Raw genomic sequence first — 12,058 nt, forward strand, 5'->3', positions numbered from 1 at the left:
CCGTCTCGGCAGCCCAACAGGGCGTCACAGGCTAGGAGTTGACCATGAGCGAGCCGGGCGGGCCGGGCGTGCGGGACACGGCCACGAGGCTGCGGGCGATCAGCGACGAGTTGTCGGACCGCTTCTACGAGCGGGCCGACGTGGTGCGGACGCTGGTGGTGACGCTGCTGGCCGGACAGCACTCGCTGCTGCTCGGCCCGCCCGGAACGGCGAAGTCCGAGCTGGCCCGGGAGCTCACGGGCAGGTTCGAGGGGGCGTCCTACTGGGAGATCCTCCTGTCGAAGTTCACCGCGCCGACGAGGATGTTCGGCCCCGTCGACGTCGCGGCCCTGGCCCGGGGCGAGTACCGCCAGGTGTACGAAGGCCGTGCCACGACCGCGCACATCGCGTTCATCGACGAGATCTTCAAGTGCTCCACGGCGGCGCTGAACGAGACGCTGGGCTTTCTCAACGAGCGGATCTACCACCCCGAGAGCGGCGGCGAGCCGATCAACTGCCCCCTCATAGGGGCCATCACGGCGAGCAACGAACTGCCCAGCGGGGACGACACCGCCGCGATCTACGACCGGCTGCTGGTGCGGATCGAGGTCGGGTACCTGGAGGACCCCTCGAACTTCGCCGCGCTGGTCCGCTCCGCCGTCCGCCGCCCGGCGGCACCGACGCGGACCACGGTCGAGCTGGCCGCGCTGCGGCACGCCGTGACCGAGGCCGTCCCGGCCGTGGACGTGCCCGACGTGATCGTGGACGCGGTGTGCACCCTGCGGGCCGCCCTGCGCCGCAGGGAACTCGTCGCCTCCGACCGCCGCTGGCGGCAGGCGGTGGGCCTGCTCCAGGCGTCCGCGTACCTCGACGGCCGCCCGGCGGTCGCCGAGACCGACCTGTCGGTGCTGACGCATGTGCTGTGGGACTCCCCGGCCCAACGCCCGACGGTCGAGCGCGAAGTGCTGCACCTGGTCAACCCCGACGCCAGGGAGGCACTCGACCTGGCCGACACCATCGACGAGCTGGAGGCCCAGCTCGACGCCATGGCGGGGCAGTCCCGCGAGGCGCTGAGCGAGTGGGTGATCAAGAAGGCCCACAACCAGCTCGCCACGGCGGGGAAGCGGCTGGAGAAGCTTCGCGAGGAGGCGGCGGGCGCCGGCCGCTCCACCGCCGCCATCGACCGGGTCGCCGGCCGTCAGCGCGCCGTCCGCGCCCGCGTTCTCACCGAGGCCCTCGGCATGGACGCGAGCATGGTGCAGGCCCAGCTCTGAACACCGGGGGATCAGGACCCATGAATGGGACACGGGGCAGGCTCGACGACCTGGCGAGCCGGGCCGGGAGGTGGCTGGGCGGGTCCGCCGCCGCATCCGAGCGGCACACCACGGCCGTGGTCGCGGACCGGTTCGACCGGTTCACCTGGCAGGACACCTATGGGCAGTCGGCCGGACTGCGGGACCTGGCCGAGGAGCTGAACCAGCGCTACGACCACGCCACCGACCTCCTGACCGACGCGTTCCTGGCCGCCTACAAGGTCGGACCGCGGCTGCGCGAGCACGCGGAGATGGACCCCTCCCGACTGGTCAACCACCAGGTCATCACCTCGCTCCTGGACTCCCCGGAGTTCGCCGAGCTGCACCGGGAGACGGCCGGCGACCCCTACGCCGCTGCCATGGCCGTCCTCGCCCAGGCCGCCGCGCTGCGCCGGATATTGGAGAGTTCCCGGGATGCCCAGGAACAGGCCGACCGGGCGAAGAAGGCCCGGCAGGCAGCCGAAGGCGCGGCGACCACCGTGGGCGAGGCGCTCCAGGAGGCCGTCGACCAGGCCGACGAGGACGGCACCGTGCCGTCCCGCGCCGACGACGCCGTACAACAGGCGATCGAGGCCGCCGGCGCCGCCGAGGCCACCGCAGGGCAGGCCGCCCGGGCCGCCGCGCAGGCCCTCACGGCGGTGGCCCCCGGTGTCCGGGCCGCCGCGCGGAACGCGGTGGCGAAGGCCGCCGGGGCCGCGCGGGAGGAGGGCGCGCTGATGCGGGCATGGGGAGTCGGTCCCGGCGAACTGGAGCGGATGCCCTTCGACCAGCGGGCCCGGCTCGCCGAGCGGCTGCGCACCGGCCGGCTCGCCGAGTGGGCCGAACTGATCGGCCGTTTCCGGCAGATGGCCGCCGGCGAGCGCGCCCGCAAGGTCGAGAACGCCACCGGAGAACTCGTCGGCGTCACCCTGGGCGACGACCTCTCCCGCGTCATCCCCTCCGAACTGGCCAACCTAGGCCTGCCCGCACTGCGCGCGGTGTTCGCCGCCCGCTACGCCGCCGGGGAGCTGATGCTCTACGACAGCCAGGGCGAGCAGAGCACCGGCCAGGGCGCCGTCATCGCGTGCGTCGACACCTCGCACTCCATGTACGAAGCGGGGCCCGGCGGAGTCACCCGGGAGGCGTGGGCCAAGGCATGCGCCCTGGCGCTCCTCGACCAGGCCCGCCACGCGGGACGGGACTTCGTCGGCATCCTGTTCTCCGCCGCCGACAAGCTCCAGGTCTTCCGCTTCCCGGCCGACCGGCCCGCCGGCATCGCCCAGGTCCTCGACTTCGCGGAGACCTTCCTCGGCGGCGGCACCAGCTACCAGCGCCCGTTGTCGGCGGCCGGCGAACTGCTGGAGGCGGAGTTCAACGACACCACCCGCGCCCGCGGCGACATCGTGATGCTCACCGACGACGACTGCGGTGTCACCGAGACATGGATGCGCGGCTGGAACGAGGCCAAGCACCGGCTCGGCTTCCGCGTCTTCGGCGTGGCCATCGGCGCCCCGCGCGTCGCCGGAGCCGACTCGGTCCTGGACGCCCTGTGCGACAACCTGCGCTCCATCGAGGACTTCACCGACGTCCACGCGGCCGCCGACCTTTTCCGCGTGATCTGACCCGGGCCCGACCCGGGCCTGCTCGTCACGAGGGGCGGCCGCGTCACTGGATAGGGTCGGGGAGTGGACCGCAGCAGCAGACAGCCGGGCGACGTGGTCGCCGGGGAGACGCGGAGCGAGCTGTCGTCGCGGGCGGTGCGGGCGCTGTGGTGGGGGTCGGCCGGTCTGGTGCTCGCCGTACCCGGTACCGCGGTGCTCGTCGCCGGCGCGGAGCGCGGCTGGCGCCTGCCCGTGGCCCTGGTCCTGGTTCTTGTGCAGGTCTGCGCCCTGAGATGGCAGGTGCGGGCCCCGGTCGCCGTACTCGCCGTGAACGCGGCGACGGGGATCGCGGTGTGGACGCTGCTGCCCGCGGTGTCCCTGACGGGGGCGCTGCTCGCGGCGCAGATCGCGCTGTGCGTGCTGTCGGCCACCAGGCCGCGGCGGGTGTCGGTGCGGGCGCTCGCGGCGATGTGCTTGCCGGTGCCGCTGGCGTTCGGGGCAGGGGGCGGCCCCGCGGGGGTGGCGGTCTGCCTGCTGGCGGTGGTCCTCGCGTGGACCGTGGGCCAGTGGCGCCGGGCGCAGCGGGCACGGTCGGCGGCGGAGACGCGCCGGGCCGTGGTCGAGGAGCGGGCGCGGATCGCGCGCGAGGTGCACGACGTGGTGGCGCACACGCTGTCCGTGATGGTCATCCAGGCGGGTGCCGCGGATGACGTGTTCGCGGAACGCCCCGACCAGGCCCGTCAGGCGCTGCGGGCCATCGAGACGGGCGCCCGCTCGGCGCTCGGGGAACTGCGGCTCCTGCTGCGGGCGTTCGGCCCCGAGGACCCGCGGGACGGCGAGGCCGGGGAGCAGCGGGAGCCGGGGCCTTCGCTCGCCCGCCTGGACGAGTTGGCCGACCCCGTGCGGGCGACCGGGATCACCGTGAGCGTGCGCCGCGAGGGCGCCTTCGACGGGCTGCCGGCCGTGGTGGACCTGGCGGCGTACCGGATCGTCCAGGAGGCTCTCACCAACACGCTGCGCCACGCGGCCGGCGCCGACGAGGTGGGCGTGTGTGTGAGCGTCGAAGGGGAGTGCGTGAGGATCTCGGTGGTCGACAACGGGCGTGCGCCACAAGGCCGTTCGGACGCGGCGGGAGCGGGACGCGGTCTGGTGGGGATGAAGGAGCGCGCACGGCTCGTGGGCGGCAGCCTGCGCGCCGGCCCGCTGCCCCGGGGCGGGTTCGAGGTGGCGGCGCGGCTGCCGGTGGAGCGCGTGTCATGACGCTGCGGGTGGTGGTGGCCGACGACCAGGCCCTGGTCCGTACCGGATTCCGCATGATCATCGACGCGCGGGACGACCTGGAGGTGGTCGGTGAGGCCTCCGACGGCCGGGAGGCGGTGCGGCTGACGCGGGAACTGGCACCCGACGTGGTGCTGATGGACGTACGCATGCCGGTCGTGGACGGCATCGAGGCGACCCGGCGGATCGCGGAGTCGGGCAGCGCGGCCCGCGTGCTCGTGCTGACAACCTGGGACCTGGACGCGCACGTGCTCGCCGCGCTGCGGGCGGGGGCGAGCGGATTCCTGCTCAAGGACATGCGCCCCACCGAACTCGTCGACGCCATCCGCCTCACCGCGCGCGGCGACGCGCTGCTGGCACCGGCCGTGCTGGGCCGCGTCCTCGACCGGTTCCTGCGCACCACGCCCGACGCGGCGCCGCCGCCCTCGCTGCGGGATCTCTCCGGCCGCGAGCGGGAGGTGCTCACCCTGATCGGGCAGGCCTTGTCGAACGCGGAGATCGCCGAGCGGCTGCGCCTGTCGGAGGCCACCGTCAAGAACCATGTCACCGCAGTACTGCGCAAACTGGGCCTGCGCGACCGCGTCCAGGCCGTCGTCGCCGCCTACGACCACGGCCTCGTGGAGCCGCACCGCCCCTGACGACGCCTCCTCCTCAAGGAGGAGGCCGGGCCGCGGTCCTCCCGCGTTCCCAGTGCCCTTCCGTTCCCGCGGCCGATCCGTTGCCGGGGTTCCCCGCCATAGCGTCGAGGTGTGAACGACGATCTGGCCTGCCTCATGTACCTGCTCGCCTACGACGACGCGGCCGAAGGCCCCTACGACCGTTCCCGCACCCAGTTGCTGGTGCGTGCCGCCGCCCTGGTCGACCTCGCGTCGCGCGGCCGGCTGGCGGAGGACGGCGGCGGCAAGGTCACCGTGTCCGACGCCCGGCCGACCGGTGACCCGGTCCTCGACGGCGTGCTGCGTGACGCCGCCGGGCACGGCTGGAAGCACCTCGTCCGCCGCCACCGCAAGCAGACCCTGACCCAGGTGGAGGACCGGCTCGCCGCGGCGGGAGTACTCACCGTGAAGGCGCGCCGCACCCCCTTCGGCACCCGGCGCCTGACCGTGACGGACCGCGCCGTGCCCGCCGCACTCCGAGCCCGGGTCTCGGCGGCGCTGCACGGAGACCGCCCCGTCCGGGAGCTCTCCGCCGCCGACGCCGCGCTGCTGGCACTGGCCGCGGCGGGCGGCATCCGCTCGGTCGTTTCACGGCAGGACCAGAAGACCTTCCGGGCCCGTATCGACGCCTGCACGGGGTCGCTGGCCGCCCTCGCGCCGGGCCTGGAGAAAGCCGTACGCACTCTGCCGATGACCATGATCGCCGCGAAGGGCGGCATGGGCGGCAGCTGACGAAACGGGGAGACGACGACCATGCACCGCGTCCTGACCACCCTGGCCTGCGCCCTGACCGCCGTCCTCGCGACGGCCTGGTCCGCGGCGCCGCCGACCCAGCCCGCCGCCACGACCGTACGAACCGACGGCGGCCTGGTGCGGGGTGCCGCCCACGACGGCTACCGCACCTTCGAGGGCATCCCGTACGCGGCGCCCCCGGTCGGCCGCCTCCGCTGGGCACCGCCCCGCCCCGCGGCCCCCTGGCCCGGGGTGCGGGACGCGACCCGGCCCGCGAGCGCCTGCCCGCAGCCGGCCGGCGAGGTACCCGGCGGCAGCACCGACGAGGACTGCCTCCACCTGAACGTCACCACGCCCGACGACGCGGGACCCGCGCGCCCCCGGCCCGTGATCGTGTGGCTGCACGGCGGCGGCCTCACCACCGGAGCGGGCAGTTCCTACGACGCACACCGCATGGCCACCCGCGGCGACGTCGTGGTCGTCACCGTCGACTACCGCCTCGGAGCCCTCGGTTTCCTCGCCCACAGTGGGCTGCCCGGCTCCGGCACCTTCGGCCTGGCCGACCAGCAGGCGGCACTGCGCTGGGTCCGCACCGGGATCGGCGCCTTCGGCGGCGACGCGCACAACGTGACGCTGGCCGGCGAGTCCGCAGGCGGGTACTCCGTCTGCGCCCAGCTCGCCTCACCCGCCGCCGCGGGCCTCTTCGACCGGGCGATCATCGAGAGCGGCCCGTGCACAGGCCGCCCCGACCGGCCCTTCGCCCCGTCCTCCGTCCCCCTGTCCACGGCGCGCGCCACGGGCACGGACCTCGCGGCGAAGGTCGGCTGCGGCTCCACCCACGACGTCCTGTCCTGCCTGCGACGCGTGACCGTCCCGCGCCTGCTCGCGGCCCAGGACACGGACCAACAGCCCGCCTACGCAACCCCGTTGCTGCCCACCGATCCCGCGGCGGCGATCACCGCCGGCCGCTTCCACCACGTCCCCGTGCTCATCGGCAACAACCACGACGAGGGCAACGGCTGGGCCGCCGGCATCATCCAGGCCGGCAACCCCGTCACCCCCGACACCTGGCCCGACGTCGTGTCCGCCTTCTTCCCCTCCCCGGGGCAGGCCGAGGCGATCGTCCGCGAGTACCCGGTGCACCGCGCCGACGGAGGCCCGGTGTTCGGCGCGGTCATCGGCGACGCGAACTTCGCCTGCCCGACGGCAGACACCGACGCGGCCCTGCGCGGCGCCCAAGTACCCACCTGGCGCTACGAGTTCGCCGACGAGCACGCCCCACCGCTCACCTCCGGCACCCCGCCGTTCCCGCTCGGCGCCCCGCACGCGAGCGAACTGCCCTACCTGTTCGACCTGGGCGGCCGCCCCCGCGACCTGACCGCGGCGCAGCACCGGCTGGCCGACACCATGATCGACTACTGGACCCGCTTCGCCCGCACCACCGACCCGAACGGCCCGTCATCACCGCACTGGCCCCGGCAGACCGTCCTCTCCCTCGCACCGGACCACATCGCCCCCACCCCCACGGCGGAGCCCCGCCACCACTGCGCGTTCTGGAACGCCATCGGGTGACTCAGCGGTGGGCGGCGCGGTTCATCTCGACGACGTCGTCGACGGTGGGGTTGGCCGGGAGGGCGGCGAAGCGTTCCGGGAGGCTGTCGCGGATGGCCGCGTCCTTGACGCGGTCGGCCGCGGCCAGGGCCGCCGGCAGCTCGTCCAGGGTCAGCTCGGTGCAGTAGGCGGGGGCGTTGGGCTGCTGGCGCCAGGAGTCGGCCAGGGTACCGGCGTCGTAGGGGTCGAAGCCGGTGTCGTCCACCAGGCTCATGGCCACCTTCCGCGCCTCCTCGGAGTCGCCCGCGACCGGGATGGCGAGGCGGCCGGGTGTTCCGGCCGGGACGCCCTTGGTCCGCTGGGTTTCGGCCAGCGCGGCGTTCCACGCCTTGACCACGGGGCGGCCGAGCGACTCGGCGGTGTACACGCTCTCCACCTGGCCGTTGTCCACCGCCTCGATCGGCTCGCTGAGCATGCCGGGGTAGTAGTTCGCGGTGTCGATGACCACCGTCTCGTCGGGCACCGACGCGAACAGGTCCGCCAGCTGGCCCGCCACCCCGAACGGGATCGACAGGACGATGACGTCGCGGCCCTGCACGGCGTCGGCGAGGGCCGCCGCGCGGGCCCCGGACTCCAGCACCTCCGCCCGGACGGCCTCGTGGCCGCGGGCGTCGGCCACCTGGACGTCGTGACCGGCCGCGCTGAGCTTGGCAGCGAGGTTCCCGCCGATGGCACCGGCGCCTATGACAGTAATGTTCATGATTTGTCCCTTCGGAGGTTGTGCTGCCCTGAGGGCAGCGCGATGTGATGGCCGTGCGGTGGTGCCGCCTCGCCTTGCGGGGGTCGGGGCGGGGAGGCCGGCGGTTTACGCCTGGGTGTTGTCCCCTTGGAGGTAGCCGCTGGCGATGAGTGTGCGGAGTCGGTCGAGCGGCTCCTCCTCGGTGCCGGTGCCCTTGATCCAGGCGACGGAACAGGCCGCGAGGAACAGGTCGTGCCCGCGCACCGACGCGCGCACGCGCCCCGCGAGCTGTGCGGCTCGCACGTACTGATCGGTGGCGGAGATGAGGATGTCGCAGGGAATCGTGAGCGGATTGTCCGGCTCCTGCGCCCGGGCCGCGGCCATGAGCGGGTCAGGCAGCCCGCTGAAGGCGCTGAAGTACTCCTCCATCGCCCGCAGCCACTGCTCCAGCGCCTCGGCCGGGTCGCCGAGCCGCTCGATGTCCGCCTGGCGGGCCACCAGTTCTTCGGATCGCGTCTGCAGCACGGCCGCCAGCAGCGCTTCACGGGTGGGGAAGTGCCGGTACAGGGTGGCGGGCCCGACGCCTGCCTCCTTGGCCACCGCCTCAAGGGAGGTGCCGACGCCGTACCGCAGGAAGTGACGCTGTGCGGTCTCCAGAAGGGCCGCGCGGTTGCGCTGGACGTCCGCGCGGGGCTTGCGTCCCCGCGGTTCACCGGCGCTCATGCGCCCTCCTGCCTGCCGTGACCCTTCGGCCGCATCAAAACGGATGAAGCCTCCGTATATGTTCGAGAGTAAAACGGAGGCGGCATCCGGTCAAATGGGCGGCCTGAGCGCGGAACCCGGCCCGGCCCCCGGTCCAGGACATGAGGGGGTGAGCTGTTGGTGCCCGACGACGGAGAGCAGTTCGAGTTTGCTGTGGCTCTCCGTGCCGGGGCGGGTGGTCAGCACCACCAGGGTCTGGGCGCGGTTCTCGGTGTACAGGAGCTGGGCGTCGACGTCGATGCGGCCGAGTTCGGGATGGAGGACGGTCTTGCAGTCGTCGTTGCGTTGCGCGACCTCCTGAAGTTCCCACATGCGGACGAACTCGGGGCTGTGTTCCTGGAGTTCGGCGAGGATACGGGCGGCCCGGGGGGTGTCGCTGCCGGCTGTCAGCGTGGCCCGCAGGCGCGCTGCCTGGGCACGGCCGTGGCGTTCATGGGTCTCCTCGGGAACCATCAGACGCTCGGCCGGGTCCATGAACCAGCGGTAGTAGCCGCTGCGGGCCAGACCGGTGTGGCGGGTCTGGTCGCCGAGCAGCGCGACGGCCAACGGGTTCATCGCGAGGGTGTCGAACAGGTCGGTCTGCACCATGGCCGGGGAGTCGTCCAGGCGGTCCAGGACCCGCATCAGGGTCGGGCTGACATGTTCGGAGCGGTGGAAGCGGGCCGGGGCGTTGTGGCCGATGAGGACGAAGAGGTGGTCGCGTTCGTCCAGGGTCAGCCGCAGTGCCCGGGCGAGAGCCGCGGTGATCTGGACGGAGGGCTGCGGAGCACGCTGCTGCTCCAGCCGGGCGTAGTAGTCGGTGGACATGCCGACGAGCTGCGCGACCTCCTCCCGGCGCAGCCCCTGCGTACGCCTGCGCGCACCCTCGACCAGCCCGACGTCGCGGGGCCGCAACATCTCACGCCGGTGACGCAGGAATTCCGCCAGTTCCTTCTTGTCCATGTCACCCATCCTCGCCGCATCCCGCCCGGCTATCCAGAGACCGCCGATCCATGGCTGAGCACTCCCCTCCCATCCGCGCAAAGGCGCTCGTACGGCCGACGCCGACGCCGACGGCGCTCGCAGCGAGACGTCCCGATGGTCACCTGACCCGCATGACCCGCATGACCCGCATGACCCGCATGACCCGCTGGGAAATGCGCCGAGGCCGACGGCAGGGAAGACGGCCCTGTTGTTCCGCGTCGGGCTTCCAGGTCCGTCAACTGCCGCTGATCATGGCGAGAACGTCGTCGTAGGAGCCGTTGGCCACCGCGTCGCGGATGAACCCGGCGCGCTCGACGACAAGCTCTTTCGCGTCGGGCTTCTCGCGCAGCAGGTCGAGGGTCTCGCTGAGGAAGTCGTCCAGCGGCATGGACTGGTCGCTGTCCTGCTGGCCCAGCAGGGTCGTGCGCACGCCCGGCGGGACCACCTCGATCACCTGGACGCCGGCGTCGGCACCGGCGAGCTGGATGCGCAGGCTCTCGGAGAAGGAGTGCAGCGCGGCCTTGGTCGCGCTGTAGGTCGGGGTGCTCGGGAACGGTACGAACGCCAGCGCGGAGGTGACGTTCATGACGACCGCGTCGTCCTTGCCCACCAGCAGGGGCAGGAAGGCGTACGTCATCCGGATCGTGCCGAGCAGGTTGGTCGCGACGTGATCCTCGGCGACCGGGAGTTCGGCCGGGTCGAGGACGTTCTCCAGCAGCATGATGCCGGCGTTGTTGACCAGGACGTTCAGCTCCGGGTGGCTCGCCGCCACGGTCTTGCGGGCATGGGCGATCGAGTCGGGGTCCGCGACGTCGAGGACGAGCCCGTCGATACCCGGGTGCTCGGCCGTGATCTCGTCGAGGAGTTCCTTGCGCCGGCCGGCGACGACCACCTTGTTGCCGGCCTCGTGCAGACGCAGGGCCAGACCGAGGCCGATGCCCGAGGTGCCGCCGGTGATCAGGATCGTGTTGCCGGTCGTCTTCATGAGGGCTTTGCTCCTTCGGTACGGCGGGCCGGTGAGCGCCCGCAGCCTCGACCGTAGGAGCGCCCGCGCAGGGGCGGGAGAGGAAGGTTTATCCATGGATCGGCGGTCTCTGCCTCGTGAAGTGGCCCCCGCGGCGGATCCGGTGCCGTGGACGGTGGAGGTGGCGGTGATGGTGACGTCGATGCCGAGACGGCCGGCGTCGGCTGACGACGGCGAGGACGGTGACTGAACCGCCCAGCTCCGGCCCGCGCCGGCGCCTGATGGTCCCGCTCGGTGCCTTCGCCTCCCTCCGCCCGGAGGAGGTGGCCGCACTGCGCCGCCGACTTGTCGATCTCGCCGCATGCTCCCCGCACGTCACCGGCGGCCCCCGGACCCGGGCGGGCAGCGCACCGTCCACCTGCCCGACTTCACGCACCAGCGCAGGCTCGCTCAGGGCGTCGACGCGGAGGTACGTGCCCAACTCCGTGAAGCTGCGGCATCCCGGCAGAGCGGCGACCGTGTCGTGAAACAGCGACCGCTCGTCGCCGAGCGCCGTCGGCTCGGTGGAGCCGGCTGGAACACCGGACGTGACCACTTGCCATCGACCCACGACCACCGTATGGTCGTACGAACGTAAGGCATACGAACGTAATTCAAGCCAAGGGAGTCCGTGATGGCGACAAATCGGCCGGTGGCGCTCGTGACAGGGGCCTCATCGGGGATCGGCAAGGAGACGGCCCGCGCCTTCGTCGCGGCAGGTTTCGAGGTGATCGGAACCGGCCGCAAGACCTCCGGACTCACCCCGCCCGCCGGGGTGACATACCTCGATCTCGACGTGGCCGACGACGACTCGGCCACCGCCGTGGTCGGAAAGGTGATCGACCGGTTCGGACGCATCGACGTCCTGGTCAACAACGCGGGCGTCGGCTCGGCGGGCGCCGTCGAGGAGAACTCCGTCGCCCAGGCCCAGAACGTCCTGAACGTCGACGTCCTCGGCGTCATCCGTATGACGAAGGCCGTCCTGCCGCACATGCGCGCCCGGGGCGGCGGACGCGTCATCAACATCTCGTCCGTCCTGGGCCTGATCCCCCAGCCCTACATGGCGCTCTACGTCGCCGCGAAACACGCCGTCGAGGGCTACTCCGAGTCGCTGGACCACGAAGTCCGCGAACACGGCATCCGCGTCCTCCTCGTCGAACCCGCCTATACCAGGACCAGCTTCGACGCCAACGCCGCACAGCCCGACACCCCGCTGCCTCTGTACGCGGAGCGACGGCGCGTCTTCGACGAGGTGATCGCGGATGCGATGAAGGCGGGCGACGATCCCGCGGTCGTCGCCAAGGTGATCGTCACCGCGGCCACCGACAAGAAGCCGAAGCTGCGCTACACCGCGGGCCCCCTCGCCGCGCGCATGAGGACGCTGCGCCGCTTCGCCCCCGCCATCACCTTCGACAAAGGAATCCGCAGATTCAACCGGATGCCCGCCTGACATCCCGGTCCGGCTTCAGGGGCGGTCCGCCCCGCGAACACCACGTCGGAGC

12 protein-coding genes are annotated in these 12,058 nt (G+C 72.7%); 8 read left to right on the forward strand and 4 right to left on the reverse strand.

The features are described 5' to 3' along the window. Nucleotides 1-44: 44 nt before the first annotated feature. The 6 genes from ACGFY9_RS01910 (at nt 45) to ACGFY9_RS01935 (ending at nt 7,110) form a co-directional block, all read left to right on the forward strand. The gene (locus ACGFY9_RS01910; RefSeq protein WP_393750954.1) at nt 45-1,253 is read left to right on the forward strand and encodes an AAA family ATPase; all 1,209 of its coding nucleotides are present in this window, start codon (nt 45-47) and stop codon (nt 1,251-1,253) included. 20 nt (nt 1,254-1,273) lie between these two features. Then, on the forward strand, nt 1,274-2,893 hold the full coding sequence (locus tag ACGFY9_RS01915; protein ID WP_393750955.1) for a VWA domain-containing protein: 1,620 nt from the start codon (nt 1,274-1,276) through the stop codon (nt 2,891-2,893). A 63-nt stretch (nt 2,894-2,956) separates the two neighbouring features. Beyond that, nucleotides 2,957-4,132: a sensor histidine kinase gene (locus ACGFY9_RS01920; protein ID WP_393750957.1), complete on the forward strand. Its 1,176-nt coding sequence runs from the start codon at nt 2,957-2,959 to the stop codon at nt 4,130-4,132. After that, nucleotides 4,129-4,788, forward strand: a complete 660-nt coding sequence (locus ACGFY9_RS01925) for a response regulator (RefSeq protein WP_393750959.1) — start codon at nt 4,129-4,131, stop codon at nt 4,786-4,788. Before ACGFY9_RS01920 ends, ACGFY9_RS01925 begins: the two co-directional genes overlap by 4 nt. Nucleotides 4,789-4,899: 111 nt before the next feature. After that, entirely contained in the window at nt 4,900-5,538 is a 639-nt protein-coding gene (locus ACGFY9_RS01930; protein WP_393750961.1) for a GPP34 family phosphoprotein, read from the forward strand. A 21-nt stretch (nt 5,539-5,559) separates the two neighbouring features. Then, nucleotides 5,560-7,110: a carboxylesterase/lipase family protein gene (locus ACGFY9_RS01935; RefSeq protein ID WP_393750963.1), complete on the forward strand. Its 1,551-nt coding sequence runs from the start codon at nt 5,560-5,562 to the stop codon at nt 7,108-7,110. 1 nt (nt 7,111) lies between these two features. Here ACGFY9_RS01935 and ACGFY9_RS01940 read toward each other — a convergent pair whose 3' ends face one another. The 4 genes from ACGFY9_RS01940 to ACGFY9_RS01955 form a co-directional block, all read right to left on the reverse strand. Further along, nucleotides 7,112-7,849: an NADPH-dependent F420 reductase gene (locus tag ACGFY9_RS01940; RefSeq protein WP_393750964.1), complete on the reverse strand. Its 738-nt coding sequence runs from the start codon at nt 7,847-7,849 to the stop codon at nt 7,112-7,114. Between the two features lie 105 nt (nt 7,850-7,954). After that, complete coding sequence (locus ACGFY9_RS01945; RefSeq protein WP_393750966.1) at nt 7,955-8,551, reverse strand: TetR/AcrR family transcriptional regulator; 597 nt, start codon at nt 8,549-8,551, stop codon at nt 7,955-7,957. A gap of 90 nt (nt 8,552-8,641) precedes the next feature. Continuing rightward, nucleotides 8,642-9,532, reverse strand: coding sequence for a helix-turn-helix transcriptional regulator (locus ACGFY9_RS01950; RefSeq protein ID WP_393750968.1), 891 nt, complete (start codon nt 9,530-9,532; stop codon nt 8,642-8,644). 256 nt (nt 9,533-9,788) lie between these two features. Next, nucleotides 9,789-10,538, reverse strand: coding sequence for an SDR family oxidoreductase (locus tag ACGFY9_RS01955; protein WP_393750970.1), 750 nt, complete (start codon nt 10,536-10,538; stop codon nt 9,789-9,791). 221 nt (nt 10,539-10,759) lie between these two features. On the opposite strand from ACGFY9_RS01955, the gene ACGFY9_RS01960 reads away from it, so the two are divergent. Both ACGFY9_RS01960 and ACGFY9_RS01965 read left to right on the forward strand, forming a co-directional pair. After that, complete coding sequence (locus ACGFY9_RS01960; protein ID WP_393750972.1) at nt 10,760-11,044, forward strand: hypothetical protein; 285 nt, start codon at nt 10,760-10,762, stop codon at nt 11,042-11,044. 146 nt (nt 11,045-11,190) lie between these two features. After that, nucleotides 11,191-12,006 carry an oxidoreductase gene (locus tag ACGFY9_RS01965; RefSeq protein WP_393750973.1) on the forward strand — a complete coding sequence of 272 codons (816 nt, stop codon included), beginning with the start codon at nt 11,191-11,193 and terminating at the stop codon, nt 12,004-12,006. The last annotated feature ends 52 nt before the right edge of the window (nt 12,007-12,058 follow it).

This window comes from Streptomyces sp. NPDC048504, assembly GCF_043200035.1.
Taxonomy (GTDB): Bacteria; Actinomycetota; Actinomycetes; order Streptomycetales; family Streptomycetaceae; genus Streptomyces.